Annotated in this window: 20 protein-coding genes; 13 read left to right on the plus strand and 7 right to left on the minus strand. The window is 45.7% G+C overall.

Going from position 1 to position 14,338, the window contains the following annotated elements:
• Positions 1-54: 54 nt before the first annotated feature.
• Both WH96_RS22665 and WH96_RS10500 read left to right on the plus strand, forming a co-directional pair.
• Entirely contained in the window at positions 55-228 is a 174-nt protein-coding gene (locus WH96_RS22665; protein ID WP_204248169.1) for a redoxin domain-containing protein, read from the plus strand.
• A complete protein-coding gene (locus WH96_RS10500) occupies positions 225-599 on the plus strand; it encodes a redoxin domain-containing protein (protein ID WP_204248170.1) in 375 nt (124 codons plus the stop codon). Before WH96_RS22665 ends, WH96_RS10500 begins: the two co-directional genes overlap by 4 nt.
• Before the next feature lie 3 nt (positions 600-602).
• On the opposite strand, the gene WH96_RS10505 is transcribed toward WH96_RS10500, so the two are convergent.
• Complete coding sequence (locus tag WH96_RS10505; protein WP_047764093.1) at positions 603-1,121, minus strand: FxsA family protein; 519 nt, start codon at positions 1,119-1,121, stop codon at positions 603-605.
• 126 nt (positions 1,122-1,247) lie between these two features.
• Here WH96_RS10505 and WH96_RS10510 point away from each other — a divergent pair, with 126 nt between their 5' ends.
• From WH96_RS10510 to WH96_RS10525, 4 genes are all read left to right on the plus strand, one after another.
• On the plus strand, positions 1,248-1,982 hold the full coding sequence (locus WH96_RS10510; protein ID WP_204248171.1) for a Tim44/TimA family putative adaptor protein: 735 nt from the start codon (positions 1,248-1,250) through the stop codon (positions 1,980-1,982).
• 67 nt (positions 1,983-2,049) lie between these two features.
• Positions 2,050-3,294, plus strand: coding sequence for a murein transglycosylase A (mltA, locus tag WH96_RS10515; protein ID WP_218045033.1), 1,245 nt, complete (start codon positions 2,050-2,052; stop codon positions 3,292-3,294).
• 185 nt (positions 3,295-3,479) lie between these two features.
• A complete protein-coding gene (locus WH96_RS21330) occupies positions 3,480-4,082 on the plus strand; it encodes a Smr/MutS family protein (protein ID WP_053005834.1) in 603 nt (200 codons plus the stop codon).
• Between the two features lie 46 nt (positions 4,083-4,128).
• The gene (locus WH96_RS10525) at positions 4,129-4,512 is read left to right on the plus strand and encodes a helix-turn-helix domain-containing protein (protein WP_047764095.1); all 384 of its coding nucleotides are present in this window, start codon (positions 4,129-4,131) and stop codon (positions 4,510-4,512) included.
• Between the two features lie 135 nt (positions 4,513-4,647).
• Here the strand turns inward: WH96_RS10525 and msrA are convergent, their stop codons facing one another.
• The 5 genes from msrA to hslV all read right to left on the minus strand — a co-directional run bounded on the left by msrA (position 4,648) and on the right by hslV (position 7,951).
• A complete protein-coding gene (msrA, locus tag WH96_RS10530) occupies positions 4,648-5,154 on the minus strand; it encodes a peptide-methionine (S)-S-oxide reductase MsrA (RefSeq protein WP_047764096.1) in 507 nt (168 codons plus the stop codon).
• Complete coding sequence (gene msrB, locus WH96_RS10535) at positions 5,155-5,601, minus strand: peptide-methionine (R)-S-oxide reductase MsrB (protein ID WP_047764097.1); 447 nt, start codon at positions 5,599-5,601, stop codon at positions 5,155-5,157.
• Between the two features lie 258 nt (positions 5,602-5,859).
• The gene (locus tag WH96_RS21760; protein WP_082130424.1) at positions 5,860-6,036 is read right to left on the minus strand and encodes a DUF1737 domain-containing protein; all 177 of its coding nucleotides are present in this window, start codon (positions 6,034-6,036) and stop codon (positions 5,860-5,862) included.
• Between the two features lie 23 nt (positions 6,037-6,059).
• Positions 6,060-7,394 (minus strand): ATP-dependent protease ATPase subunit HslU, encoded by a 1,335-nt coding sequence (hslU, locus tag WH96_RS10540; RefSeq protein ID WP_047764098.1) that lies wholly within the window; start codon positions 7,392-7,394, stop codon positions 6,060-6,062.
• A complete protein-coding gene (gene hslV, locus WH96_RS10545) occupies positions 7,394-7,951 on the minus strand; it encodes an ATP-dependent protease subunit HslV (RefSeq protein ID WP_113772008.1) in 558 nt (185 codons plus the stop codon). The genes hslU and hslV overlap by 1 nt, the downstream gene beginning before the upstream one ends.
• 405 nt (positions 7,952-8,356) lie before the next feature.
• On the opposite strand from hslV, the gene hisB reads away from it, so the two are divergent.
• The 7 genes from hisB (at position 8,357) to WH96_RS10580 (ending at position 12,617) form a co-directional block, all read left to right on the plus strand.
• A complete protein-coding gene (gene hisB, locus WH96_RS10550; protein WP_047764099.1) occupies positions 8,357-8,944 on the plus strand; it encodes an imidazoleglycerol-phosphate dehydratase HisB in 588 nt (195 codons plus the stop codon).
• Positions 8,945-8,997: 53 nt separating this feature from the next.
• A complete protein-coding gene (gene hisH, locus WH96_RS10555; protein WP_047764100.1) occupies positions 8,998-9,639 on the plus strand; it encodes an imidazole glycerol phosphate synthase subunit HisH in 642 nt (213 codons plus the stop codon).
• Positions 9,636-10,196: a GNAT family N-acetyltransferase gene (locus tag WH96_RS10560; protein WP_245629475.1), complete on the plus strand. Its 561-nt coding sequence runs from the start codon at positions 9,636-9,638 to the stop codon at positions 10,194-10,196. The genes hisH and WH96_RS10560 overlap by 4 nt, the downstream gene beginning before the upstream one ends.
• Before the next feature lie 6 nt (positions 10,197-10,202).
• Positions 10,203-10,943 (plus strand): 1-(5-phosphoribosyl)-5-[(5-phosphoribosylamino)methylideneamino]imidazole-4-carboxamide isomerase, encoded by a 741-nt coding sequence (gene hisA, locus WH96_RS10565; protein ID WP_047764101.1) that lies wholly within the window; start codon positions 10,203-10,205, stop codon positions 10,941-10,943.
• A gap of 105 nt (positions 10,944-11,048) precedes the next feature.
• Positions 11,049-11,810 carry an imidazole glycerol phosphate synthase subunit HisF gene (gene hisF / locus WH96_RS10570; RefSeq protein ID WP_047764102.1) on the plus strand — a complete coding sequence of 254 codons (762 nt, stop codon included), beginning with the start codon at positions 11,049-11,051 and terminating at the stop codon, positions 11,808-11,810.
• Between the two features lie 20 nt (positions 11,811-11,830).
• Complete coding sequence (locus WH96_RS10575; RefSeq protein ID WP_047764103.1) at positions 11,831-12,169, plus strand: phosphoribosyl-ATP diphosphatase; 339 nt, start codon at positions 11,831-11,833, stop codon at positions 12,167-12,169.
• 91 nt (positions 12,170-12,260) lie between these two features.
• Complete coding sequence (locus WH96_RS10580) at positions 12,261-12,617, plus strand: HIT domain-containing protein (RefSeq protein ID WP_047764104.1); 357 nt, start codon at positions 12,261-12,263, stop codon at positions 12,615-12,617.
• An 85-nt stretch (positions 12,618-12,702) separates the two neighbouring features.
• Here WH96_RS10580 and WH96_RS21335 read toward each other — a convergent pair whose 3' ends face one another.
• Positions 12,703-14,244: a PAS domain-containing sensor histidine kinase gene (locus WH96_RS21335; RefSeq protein ID WP_053005835.1), complete on the minus strand. Its 1,542-nt coding sequence runs from the start codon at positions 14,242-14,244 to the stop codon at positions 12,703-12,705.
• Between the last annotated feature and the right edge of the window lie 94 nt (positions 14,245-14,338).

Here is a 14,338-nt window from a genome sequence, read left to right on the forward strand (position 1 = left end):
CGTTTTTAGGGTTCAGGATTCTATAAATTACAGATCATATCAAAGGATACATACATGCTTATAAAAACGCCTATTTGTGATTTTGGATGGTCTGCGCCTGACTTTAAGTTGCCTAACCTCGATGGACAATTCATGAGTCTTGATGATGTAAGAGGTCCAAATGGCACGTTAATCGCGTTTATCTGTAACCATTGCCCTTATGTAAAGGCGATCATTGGTGATTGGTGACTGATGCCAAAAAACTTCAAGACGCGGGCATTGGTGTTGCTATGATTATGTCCAATGATTATCTGAACTACCCCGACGATTCCCCAGAAAACATGAAGAAATTCAGTAGATATAACAGTTTTAGCTTTCCCTATCTACTGGATGAAAATCAGGATGTTGCACGGGCCTATGATGCGGTATGCACTCCGGATTTTTTCGGTTTTGACGCCAAAGATGGTTTGCAATACCGTGGACGTTTGAATGTATCAACTGCTCAGATTGTTCCAGATGCAAGACCTGAACTTCTGGAAGCTATGCTTGGTGTCGCTAAAAATGGTCAAGGACCTGCTGAGCAGATTGCTTCTATGGGATGTTCCATAAAGTGGCGGTAAAGGTTATTTCAAACGATCTTTATCGCTTTCTGTAACGTCCTGATAATCACCATCAATGACGGTATCATCATTCTTATTCCAGGATCCGGCTTTGCCAAATGGTGATTGCCCATCTGAGTGTTGATGGTTAGAAAACCCTTGGCTTTGAAATTTGGAATTTTGCAAACCATGAGAAATTCGTTTTCCCAATGTATTTCGCATTAGTTCTCTTACAGGGGGGATAAGAAGGGCAAAACCAATGCTGTCTGTAACAAATCCAGGGGTGAGCAAAAGAGCACCGGCAGCAAGAAGACATAGACCATCAAACAGTTCTCTGGCCGGCACAGCGCCCTGATTAAGCTGTTTTTGGGCATTCGTAAGTGTTGCAATGCCTTGATGGCGCAACATTCCGGTACCGATAACAGCAGTTAAAATGATTAACCCAATCGTGCTCCAGAGACCGATTTGATCGCCAACTTGAATCAAAACTGCGATTTCCAACAGTGGAATACCGATAAAAAGAATAAGGAAAATAATTCCCATACTTGCTCTTTCTTAAGCACTTGCCTATTTAATCTATATTAAGTGATTATGAATATAGTGATTAATGTCGTTTCTCACTAGTAGCTGATCGATATTTATTGAATCAAATCATATATGGGTAACAACTTGCCTTTCTTCGATATCATTCTTCTTGCTGCAGTAGCAGTTTTCCTCGTCCTCAGACTTCGCAGTACGCTTGGTAAGCGCACAGGTTTTGATGAAAAGCCTGATCATGATTCCTTTCATGGTCGTGGCGAAAACGACAATGTCGTTAATTTACCAAATCGTGAAGATAGACACAGTGATGATTCACAGTTTCTGGATTCTACCGAAACACCAAATAAGGAAATTCGTACAGGTTCCTTGCATGGTGGAAAAGTCGCTGTAGATGTTCTGCCTTCTGATTCTGCTTTAGCCGAAGGACTTTCTGCTATTCAGATGTCTGATCGCACTTTTGATCCTGCAGAATTTGTCCAAGGTGCCGGATCTGCGTTTGAAATGATCATTGGATCTTTTGCTGACGGAGATAAAGGAACCCTTCGTAACCTTCTGGATGACGAAGTTTATCACGATTTCCAATCAGCTATTGATGAGCGTGAATCTCTGAAACAAACACATGAAACCGTTATGGTTGGTATTAATGATGTGGATATCATTGAAGCCGAGATGTCTGGGCGCCATGCTGTTGTTACTGTCAAGTTTGTATCAGAACAGGTGAATGTGACCCGTGACGCGGATGGTAATACAGTTTCCGGTGACGCAAATCATGTTACCAAGGTTACTGATATCTGGACCTTTACCCGTGACACGCGAAGCAAAGACCCAAATTGGTTACTGGTGGAAACGCGTAGTCCCAATTAAACTTTTACGCAGGTTTAAATTTTTGATGAAAGGCTACTAAAATTACTTAGTAGCCATGGGGGTGGCTTTGCAAGTTTCTTCGCGGTTTGATTCAAGTTGGAGACACGGTTTTTTCAGAAAATTATTTCTGATATCTCTGCCCATTACAGCGTTTTCATTAGCGAGTTGTGATCAGGCCGCCAAACCCCCTGCCCCCAGTGTAACAGCCGAAGAAACCCTGACTTTGAGCCCTGTCGGATACGAAGCTCTCCCTGGGTGGCATGATGATGAACTATTCAAAGCTTATCCGGCGTTGGAAAGAAGCTGTGCTCGCTATCAAAAATGGCCGGATACTAAAAAGGTAGGGCCAGAAGGCATTGCTGGCACAGCGGCAGACTGGAAAGCTTTGTGCGATGACCTACAGCTTTTTATGTCCAGCCCGGATAATCACAGCGATTTTGGTGTTTGGCTGCAAGAAAATCTGACACCCTATCATGTAAAGAATAATGCAGAGCCGGAAGGCCTCTTTACTGGTTACTACGAAGCTGAATTAAAAGGATCTTTCTCCAAAGACGAGACCTATAAATACCCTCTTTATGATGTCCCGTCTGATCTGGTCTCTGTTCGTTTGAGCGACTTTGATAAAGAGCTCAAAGGAACGACCATAGTTGGAAAGGTCAAAGGCAATCGACTGGTGCCTTATCATAACCGCACCGAGATTGATGACGGCGCCCTTGAGAACAAAAATCTGGAAGTGATCTGGTCTGATGATCCAGTGGATGTATTTTTCCTTCATGTACAGGGATCTGGCCGGGTGAAAATGCCTGATGGGCAGGTTGTTCGTGTTGGCTATGCAGGGAACAACGGGCATAAATTCTATGCCATTGGTCGGGCGCTGATCGACGAAAAGATTATCCCTCGCGATCAGATGTCCATGCAGTCGATCAGAACGTGGCTTAGGGAAAACCCTGAAAAAGCCAATGAGCTTATGCAGCGAAATCATAGATTTATTTTTTTCCGGAAAATAGAAGGTGATGGCCCTATTGGCGCAATGGGGGTTGCCTTGACGCCTGAGCGTTCCCTCGCGGTTGATCCCCGCCATATGCCCCTTGGTGTCCCTCTGTGGCTGGATACCACATGGCCTGGGACACAGAAGCCTCTGCAGAGGTTAATGGTTGCTCAGGATACTGGCAGTGCTATTCGCGGACCTGTCAGAGGGGATTTCTTTTGGGGACCTGGGGAACCTGCTCTGGCTCAGGCAGGTAAAATGAAACAAAAGGGACAATATTACCTCTTGCTTCCAAAGACTGTTTTACCAAAAACTGTTTCGTAAACGGAACAAGTAAGTGGCTAAGGTTAAGCACCTTACTTTTGAACGGAATAACAGAGAAGATACTTGCAATCTTGAGGTAACTTGATTACCTCCGCATCAGTTGCGCGTAACTGACAGTATAATTGGCGCAAGAAGAGACGGCAAAAAGAGACGATTTAGTCTCCCTATTATTCCGGTGATACTGCGTGGCCAAAAAAGATAAAAATATATCTTCGAAAACGAAGGATTCTGATCTCTGGCGTTCTGTTGCTACGACAGTTAAGCCATTAGAGAACAGAGATTACTTTGTCTTTGGTCGTGCGTTGCCCCAGCCAGAGTTTGATCCAGACCATCTGGAAGCTGATATTCCCAATCTGAAAGAAGACCAACCGTTCAAGTCCTATCGCAGTGCTCCAACTGCCCCGAGACCAAGCAAGAAAAAACAAAACCCAGGCCCCCTGAGCCATGGACAGGTTGAAAACATGGATCGGCGTCAAGCCGAGCGGTTTATCAAGGGAAAACTTCCTATGGAGGCGGTGCTTGATCTGCACGGGCAGACGCAAGCACAGGCGCAGACTTCTCTGGAACGCTTTATCAGGGATTGTCGTGCGCGAGATCTACGGAATGTGATTGTGATCACCGGCAAGGGATCGGGCCCACAGTCACAGGGGGTTTTGAAATCCATGGTACCCTATTGGTTGAATGAAGAGCCAAATCGAAGGGCTATTCTGGCCTTTAGTCATGCCAAACATTATCATGGTGGCAGTGGAGCTTTATATGTTCTCTTGAAAAGGCGGCGAGAAAGTTAGAGACTGTTCGCTCGATACATCGCTGTAATTATTATATAATGTTTACATGACACCCTTTGGACACAAGCTGCGCGAAATTCGTGCAGAGCGTAATATTACCCTCAAGGATATGGCAAAGGGCCTAAGCGTTTCGTCTGCCTATCTATCATCTATTGAGCATGGTCATCGGGGGCAGCCAAGCCGTCGTTTTGTGCATCGAGTGTGTCAGTATCTCAACATTATCTGGGATGACGCAGAAGAGTTGGAAGAGTTGGCGATAAGATCTGACCCCAAAGTGTCGGTGAACACGGCAGGGTTATCCCCAAAAGCCACTTACTTTGCGAACTGCCTTGCCGAAAAAATATCGACGCTGGATGATGAACAAATCGAAGCCATGATGAAAGTTATGGACGAAGAGTTTGATGGCAACCTGGACTCTTCTTCTGAATAGCGGACTTCTAGATTTAACCTTACCCAAATTTACTATGTGCAATAATTGCGTATTTTCACCCTCGAGGTTAAAAAAGGCGCTCAAAAGCGCCTTTTTATGCGATGAAATCTTTTTTAAATTCTAAGTATTAAGAAGTTATTCAGCGACTTCCCGTTTGGGGAGTTTCCAATTTGGGCGTGGGAAATGGCAGGTATAACCGTTTGGTACACGTTCCAGATAATCCTGATGCTCAACCTCTGCCTCCCAGAAGTCACTGACGGGTTCAATTTCCGTAACGACCTTGCCTGGCCATAAACCACTGGCATCTACATCGGCAATGGTATCAATGGCGATTTGTCGTTGGTCTTCATTGGTGTAATAAATGGCTGAACGATAGGACTCGCCGCGATCATTTCCCTGCCGATTGGGTGTGGAAGGATCATGGATCTGGAAAAAGAATTCCAGAAGCTGACGATAAGAAATCAGTGCTGGATTATACTCGATCTCGATGCCTTCGGCATGGGTGCCGTGATTGCGGTAGGTTGCATTCTCAACATCGCCGCCTGTATAACCGACCCGGGTTTCTTCCACACCGGGAAGCTTTCTGATCAAATCCTGCATGCCCCAAAAACAGCCGCCGGCCAATATAGCTTTTTCAGTCATCTATACGTCCTCTACTTGATCTGTATATTCACCATAACCTTCTGCTTCCATTTCGTTTTTGGCAATGAATTTCAGTGAAGCAGAATTGATACAGTATCTCAGGCCACCTTTATCGGCTGGTCCGTCGGTGAAAACATGGCCCAAGTGGCTATCGCCGTGTTTGGATCTTACCTCCACACGCTCCATTCCATGGGTACTATCCCTCAGTTCAGCAACGTGCGCAGGCACAATTGGTTTGGTAAAGCTTGGCCATCCACAATGGCTTTCATATTTGTCTGAAGAGGCAAATAATGGTTCTCCAGAGACAATATCCACATAGATACCAACTTCCTTATTTTCCAGATACTCGCCTGTATAAGGGCGTTCCGTACCATTTTCCTGCGTCACCCGGTATTGTTCGGGGGTTAGCTGTGCGATTGCCTCTTGATTTTTTTTATAGGTCTTCATGGCAACAAGATCCTTTTATCATCATTTCTTATTGGAATATGGGGCGCGTGGGCCGTAAATGCCAAGTGCTTGAGCATAAAATTTACGTGAAGATAGAGCTACGAAGAACTATCTACGAAGGTTTTGTACTCTGGGTGGTTTTTAAAGGGCAGGATTCATTGAATGAAAAAGAAAAATGCAGGTGAAATATCCACCTGCATTTTGCCGTGTCATTGAGACAGCTTGGGTAATCAATATAATTTCAATTGGCCTTTAAGCTCAGTCTTTCTCTTTGCCCTCTGGCCAAATAACAGCTTGTCCGCAGATGACATCTTCGCCGTTGAATGTCAGAGAAGGAGAGCCATAGAGTTGATATCCGTCTTCCAATGCTTGCGAAATGCGTTTGCAAAAGATGTCGTCATCTTTACCTGTGATAAAACGGTAGCCTAGCTTCATCGTCTTTCCTTCATCCCTAGCCGTTAGAGAATAAATTTCGACAGATCAGTATCCTTGGCAAGCCCAGATACCTGCTCTGTTACATCATCAGCAGTAATTGTTACGCTTTCGCCGCTTCTGTCTGTTGCGGTGAAAGAGATTTCTTCCAACAGTTTTTCAAGCACCGTATGAAGACGACGGGCACCGATGTTTTCAACTGAAGTATTGATTTCGGCTGCAAGATCTGCAAGCGCATCAATAGCAGAATCTTCAAAGGAAAGCGTTAGCTCTTCGGTTCCCATCAAGGCAATGTATTGTTTAATCAGGCTGTTTTCCGGCTCCATGAGGATGCGTTTCATATCATCCCGGGTCAGGGCGTTCAGCTCGACGCGAATAGGTAGGCGTCCCTGAAGTTCAGGCAGCATATCCGACGGTTTCGACAGATGGAATGCACCGGAAGCGATAAAGAGAATGTGGTCGGTTTTAACGGCACCGTGTTTTGTGCTGACAGTTGTTCCCTCAATCAGTGGAAGAAGATCGCGTTGAACCCCTTCTCGGCTGACATCGCCACCGGAACGTTTTGAACGAATGGTGATTTTGTCAATCTCGTCCAGAAAGACGATGCCGTTCTGTTCAACATTGCGAATAGCATCCTGAACAAGGCTTTCTTCATCCAGCAGCTTGTCGCTTTCTTCCGTCATGAGAAGCTCGTAGGACTCTTCGACTTTCAGACGGCGTTTTTTGGTTTTTTGACCAAAGCCTTTGCCAAAGATATCACCCAGATTGAGCATACCCATGCTTGCGCCCGGCATACCGGGAATATCCATCGTTGGCATTTGCATGCCGCCGTGGTCAGTCACCTCGACTTCGATCTCTTTGTCGTTTAGTTGGCCTTCGCGCAGCATTTTCCGGAACTTTTGCCGGGTTTCTTCGCTGGCCCCTTCGCCAACCAAGGCATCAAGAACACGATTTTCTGCATTCTGTTCTGCCTGTGCCTTAACAGATTTACGCTGGCTTTCTTTTGTTAAAAGAATGGAAGCATCAACCAGATCGCGAATGATTTGCTCAACATCGCGGCCCACATAACCGACCTCGGTGAACTTTGTTGCTTCTACTTTCAGGAAAGGCGCATTGGCAAGTTTTGCCAAACGACGAGCAATTTCGGTTTTACCAACACCGGTCGGGCCGATCATGAGAATGTTTTTTGGCAGAACTTCGTCGCGCATATCGTCGCTGAGCTGTTGGCGTCTCCAACGGTTGCGCAGGGCAATGGCAACAGCACGTTTGGCTTCATTCTGGCCAACGATGTAGCGGTCCAACTCTGATACAATTTCACGTGGGCTAAAAGAGCTGGCGTGTTGGATGTTATTTTCGGTCATTATTTGGCGTCCATACTTTCGACGATCAAATTGGAGTTAGTGAAAACGCAAATATCAGCGGCAATGCCAAGAGATTTTCGAGCGATCTCTTCGGCTTCCATGCCATCTATATCAATAAGTGCTTTTGCTGCAGACAGGGCAAAAGATCCACCGGATCCAATACCCATCAAGCCATCTTCCGGTTCAAGAACATCGCCGTTACCTGTCAGAATCAAGGATGTTGTGGCATCTGCAACAACCATCATTGCTTCGAGTCGGCGAAGATAGCGATCGGTCCGCCAATCCTTTGCCATTTCGACACAAGCCCGTGTGAGCTGGCTTGGATAGCTTTCCAGCTTGGCTTCCAGACGTTCGAAGAGAGTGAAAGCATCGGCAGTCGCCCCGGCAAAACCAGCGATAACATCGCCTTTGCCCAGTCGACGTACTTTTCGTGCATTTGCTTTGATAACGGTGTTGCCCAGGCTCACTTGGCCATCGCCGGCTATAACAACCTTGTTACCTTTGCGGACAGACAAGATTGTCGTGCCGCGCCATTTAATTGGATCGTGTTCAGACATTGTTTTGAAATGGTCCATTCACTGCTTCACGTCAAGGGATGATCGTACGAGAAAAACATCTTTCTGCTGAGGAAAAGGAAATTGTGTTCTTTTCGGCAACCTGTTTTCGTACTCATTTTATGGGCATAGGTAATACAAGTTATGATAAGGGATGACAACCACACGAGGTGGTCATTTATTTGATCTATTAAAGAATGTTTTTGGTCAAAAAGAGACCTTTGCAGTTTTAATCTGTGTGAAGGGTTAAATCTCTCTGGCATGAAGGGGATTGACCTGCTACAAAAGCCGCGGCTTTACTAGAGAAAAAGCTGTTTAGTCGTCTATACAATTTTGGACAATTTAGACAATTTTCGGACTAGACTCTTGGGTCATTGCATCCGATCAGTCATTGGGAAGGATACCCCCGTGCGGCAAGCAAGTATCGAGCGGAACACCAACGAAACGCAAATTACGACAACCATCAATCTGGATGGTTCCGGTAAATATGATGTGGAAACGGGTGTTGGATTTCTCGATCATATGATCGAGCAACTTTCTCGACATTCCCTGATGGATATAACGCTGCGTGCCAAGGGCGACTTGCATATTGACTTCCATCACACTGCCGAAGATGTGGGTATTGCATTGGGCCAGGCCTTTAAAGGGGCTTTGGGGGATCGCAAGGGTATTCGCCGTTATGGATCTTGCCTTTTGCCTATGGATGAAGCTCTGAGCCGGGTTGCACTGGATCTGTCCAATCGTCCTTATCTGGTCTGGAACGTGACTTTTGACCGAGATAAAATTGGCGACATGGATACTGAACTTTTCCGGGAGTGGTTTCAGGCCTTTGCCTTTAATGCGGGTATGACGTTGCACGTGGATCAGATTCACGGGTTTAACAACCACCATATCATCGAAGCCTGCTTCAAAGCTTTGGCACGATCCATTCGTGAAGCAATCGAGATTGATCCGCGTAAGGCGGATGAAATTCCCTCGACCAAAGGTGTGCTCTGATCAATCTGAGCTGATAGCAAACTTTTCAAAGTAAACATGAAGAGGCATTGAAAATGACGCTCGCGATCATTGACTATGGATCTGGAAATTTACGCTCGGCTGCCAAAGCCTTTGAGCGTGCGGCTGCTGAATCTGGTTTGGGGACACCTGTTGTTGTGACAAGCGATCCGGAACAGGTGCGAAAAGCGGATCGTATTGTACTGCCCGGTGTTGGGGCCTTTGCTGATTGTTGGCGCGGTCTGAACGCGGCCGATGGCATGATTGATGTCCTGCAGGAACAGGTTATTCAAGGCGGCAAGCCCTTTATGGGTGTTTGTGTCGGTATGCAGCTAATGGCATCTGTCGGTCGTGAATACAAAGACTGCGAAGGTCTGGGATGGATTCCTGGCGAAGTCGTCAAAATGGACCCGGAAGACCAAAGCCTGAAGATTCCGCATATGGGTTGGAATGAGCTGTGTGTTCAGCAAAAGAACCCTGTTTTGGATGGACTTGAAGACGGCACACATATTTACTTTGTCCACAGCTATCACTATATCCCTGAAAGCCGGGATCATATCTTTGCCGAAGTTGAGTATGGTCATAAAGTTGTTGCTGTTATTGGACGCGATAATTTGATTGGTACTCAATTTCATCCAGAAAAATCTCAAGCTGCTGGCTTGAGCTTATTTGCCAATTTCCTAAAGTGGAAACCATGAACGCAACGCCAACTATGCCCGATCGTGAGCCGACAGTCGGGGTGAACGAACTTACAGAATTTCGCGGCCCGGATCTTTATGATCTTTGTGATGCAACTGAAGCTGCCATTGAAGATGGCGGCGGATTTGGATGGCTGCGTGTTCCCGAACGCGATACCATGGAAAATCACTGGCGCGGGGCGCTGTTGATACCGGGTCGGCAAATCTTTGTGGCGCGACTGGATGGTACAATCTGCGGGTCAGCTCAATTACACTGCCAGCCACGGAACAATGAAGCACAGGCACACTCCGGCCAGTTGTCCTCATTTTTTCTAGCACCATGGGCCCGTGGTCACGGACTGGCAGCCCAAATGGTCAAGGCAGTTGAGCTTGCGGCGAAAGAACGCCAATTGAGTGTTCTAAACCTTGATGTGCGAGAAACACAGAAGCAGGCTATTCGTGTCTATGAGCAACTGGGCTTTACACGTTGGGGAACGCAACACAGCTACGCCAAAGTAGATGACCAGTGGGTTGCCGGACACTATTACAGCAAGCTTTTGAATAACTCCCGAGGATAAAGAACCATGATCGTATTTCCGGCAATTGATCTGAAGGATGGGGAAGCCGTTCGCTTGTTGAAGGGTGAAATGGATACGGCAACTGTTTTCAATTCTAATCCTGCAGCGCAGGCAAAAGAGTTTGAAGACGCTGGATTTGAATTTCTGCATATGGTTGATCTGAATGGTGCCTTTGAAGGGCGTCCGGTGAACCGGGTAGCCGTCGAAAATATCGTTAAAACAGTTTCCATGCCGACTCAACTTGGCGGTGGTATTCGCGACATCAAGACCATTGAACAGTGGCTGGATGCCGGGGTTACGCGGGTTATTTTGGGAACTGTTGCAGTTAAAAATCCAGAATTGGTTATGGAAGCCTGTAAAAAGTTTCCGGGTAAAATCGTTGTGGGAATTGATGCGCGGGGTGGCATGGTTGCGACCGAGGGCTGGGCTGAAACCAGTGACCTCAAAGCAACAGATCTGGCTCGTAAATTTGAAGATGTTGGCGTTAGTGCCATTGTCTATACCGACATTGACCGTGATGGTCTGCTTCAGGGCTGTAATGTCGAATCAACGGCCAATCTGGCAAGAGCGATTTCAATTCCTGTGATTGCATCCGGTGGTGTTGCATCGGTTGAGGACATCAAACAGCTAAAGCTGGTTGAGGACGCCGGAATTGAAGGGGTGATCTGCGGGCGTTCCATTTATGATGGGCGTATTGATGCGAAAGAAGCACTTTCTATTGCTTCTGGTGCAATTGCCACGCGTTAATCTGTTTGAGATATAACCAAACTGTCATTTGTCATCGACAGCAAGTCGCTTGATATTATGGGTGATATTACGGGGTGAAAACCTCAGAAGTTCCGGAGTTGTTAAATGCTTAAGGCAAGAATTATTCCCTGTCTTGATGTGAAAGACGGACGTGTTGTGAAGGGTGTGAACTTTGTTGGATTGCGTGATGCTGGCGATCCGGTTGAGCAGGCACGTCTTTATGACAAGGCCGGCGCTGACGAACTCTGTTTTCTAGACATTACCGCAAGCCATGAAAAGCGGGACATTATGCTGGATGTGGTTTCCCAAACGGCAGAAGAGTGTTTTATGCCTCTTACGGTTGGCGGCGGCATTCGGACACTAGAAGATATCAGAAGTTTGTTGCTTGCAGGCGCAGACAAGGTTTCCATTAATACAACGGCTGTTACCAATCCTGAATTTGTCAAAGAAGCCAGTGAAAAATTTGGTTCTCAGTGCATTGTTGTCGCGATTGATGCGAAACAGGTTGCGCCGGGTAAGTATGAAATTTTCACTCATGGTGGCCGCAAGGAAACCGGCCTGGATGCGGTTGAATGGGCTCAAAAGATGGAACACTATGGGGCCGGTGAACTGCTTCTCACTTCTATGGATCGCGACGGCACGAAACAGGGATATAATTTACCCCTAACCCGGGCGATTGCTGATGCTGTGCGTATCCCTGTTATTGCATCCGGGGGCGTAGGTAACCTTGATCATCTGGTTGATGGTGTCAAAGAAGGTCATGCAACGGCTGTTCTTGCAGCATCGATTTTCCATTTCGGCACGTACAGCATTGCAGAAGCAAAAGAGCACATGGCACAGGCAGGTGTTCCTGTCAGAACTGTCTAGACGGATATTGGATCGGGCAAATGGCGAAAAAGAAACTATCGGCAGATATTCTGGATGAACTTCACCACGTGATTGTCAGCCGTAAGGGTGACAATCCGGAAGAATCCCATACGGCGCGCCTGTTTTCAAAGGGTGTAAACAAAATCGCCCAGAAGGTTGGGGAAGAAGCGGTTGAAACCGTTATTGAAGCTGTGGGGGGATCAAAAGAAGAGCTTGCGGCTGAATCTGCTGATTTGCTTTATCATCTCTTGGTGCTTTGGGAAGCGCGTGGCGTAAAGCCAAGTGATGTGTGGGAAGCACTGGAAGGCCGTAAAGGTATTTCTGGCATTGCCGAGAAAGCGTCTCGTATAAAATATTGATATCATATTGCGGCAGGATCTACAGGTAATCTTGACGGATGATACAGGCTGCTATTTTATGGGATAATTATATTTTAAAGGAATAATAACAATGGCCTATGATCAAAATAATATCTTTGCAAAAATTCTCAGAGGCGAAATTCCTTGCGAGAAAGTTTTTGAAAATGAGCATGTTTTGGCTTTTAATGATATTGCTCGTAAAGCCCCGGTTCATATTTTGATCATTCCAAAAGGGTCTTATGTTTCTTTTGCTGATTTCTCGGAAAAAGCATCTGCTGATGAGATTGTTGCTCTGAATCGTGCAATTGGTGAGATTGCGAAAGAAAAGGACATTGTTGAATCCGGCTATCGTGTTATTTCAAACCACGCCGCCCATGCGCATCAGGAAGTACCACATTATCATGTGCATTTGCTTGGCGGTGCTGATCTTGGTGGATGCTTTAAGTAAGATATACCTTAGCGGGTATAGTTCAGTTTTAAACGGAGGCTCTCTAGCCTCCGTTTTTTGTATCTACTTTATTATGATTTCAATTTTATATAGCCATATCAGCAGGGAAATGAAGCAGAGCAATCGTTCCTGTTCCCTTAGTGCTTGTTAGCTTGAGGCTGCCGCCATTGATAACCGCCAGGGATCTTGATAGAGGGAGCCCCAGGCCAGTACCTTCGTATTTTCGCTCTATGCTATTATCCACCTGGGTAAAGGGGCGCAAAGCGAGTTTAATTTCAGTTTTGCTCATGCCAATCCCGGTGTCTTCAATTTGGATCTGAAAGCCGTCTTGCTCTGAATAGTTGACGGTCATCGTAACAACGCCTTGGTCATCTGTAAATTTGAGCGCGTTAGAGAGCAAGTTGAGCAGAATTTGTTTCAAGCTTCTTTCATCGATGTGAATCCGAGGAAGATCTTTGGGAACATTTGTCTGTAGTGAAATGCCTGTATTGATCGCTTTTCGCTGTACGATCTGAATGGTGTGTGCAATTGCGGTTCGCAAACAAACGTTTGTTTTAACAAGATTTAACTCACCTGCTTCAATCATGGAAAGATCAAGAATATCATTGATGATTCCCAAGAGATGGCTGCCGCTATGGTGAATATCACTGACATATTCCTGATACCTCGGGTGACCCAAATCTCCAAAGATTTTTTGCTCCATAACTTCAGAAAAACCAATAATGGCGTTCAGAGGTGTCCGTAGTTCATGAGTCATTGCCGAGAGAAAAGCTGTCTTTGCCATGCTGGCCCGTTCTGCATGATCTTTTGCAAGTCGTAAGGCACGCTCGACTTTTTTGATTTCGGTTAACTCGACATCTATGCAGTACATTTCGTGCTCGTTATAAGAATTCAAGAGCATGATATGGCTGGAATAGACGGGTATTTTATGCCCATTTTTGTTTTTGAGGATAGTTTCGCCAGAGGGAATTGGTTGATTTTGCTCTAGCCATTGCCGATGGACAGTGATGACATGGTCGCGCATATCTTCCGGAATAATCAAATCTTCCAGCTTTTGCCCCAGTGTTTCAGTTTGTGAGTATCCATACAGCTTGGCACTGGCATTATTCCAGTAAATAACTTGTCTATTTTGGTCGTAGCCCTGAACGGCAATGTTTTCAATCTGATCAAAAATGGCTCTGAATCTGGCTTCGGGAAGTAAGCTGGTTTCAACTGAATTATCGTGCTTTTCCAGAGGTTCTACATAACCTTCAAAAGCGATAATCGAGCCATATCGATCTCGGACAGCGACACAGTGTTCTTTAACCCATTGGGTTGTGCCATCCACCTTGAATATCTGGTATACAATCTGGCTTAACTGGTTCTGTTTTTTCAGGCGATCATAGATATCTCTACGTAGATCAAGATCGGTGTAGAGTTGACAGTTGGGGGATCTGGTATATTCAAAAAACTCTTCGACTGTGTTCAGGCCAAAAAGACGGGCATAGGCTGGATTTACAGCAGAAAAATAGCCTTCAAAGTCTGTACGGTACATACCAAAAGGACAGTTATTTACCAGACTCTCACACGAACCAACTTCACTTATTTTTGAGGGACGCAGTGACTTGATTTCATTTATTGCGAGCATTGCGAGTCCTGTTAAAATTAAAAGGAACAAACGCACAAGTTGTGAGTAATTATAGACTCATATTGAAATTGTTTTTAGTAAAATTTTAGTGAAA

The sequence above is a fragment of the Kiloniella spongiae genome, from assembly GCF_001026905.1.
Classification (GTDB): Bacteria; Pseudomonadota; Alphaproteobacteria; order Kiloniellales; family Kiloniellaceae; genus Kiloniella; species Kiloniella spongiae.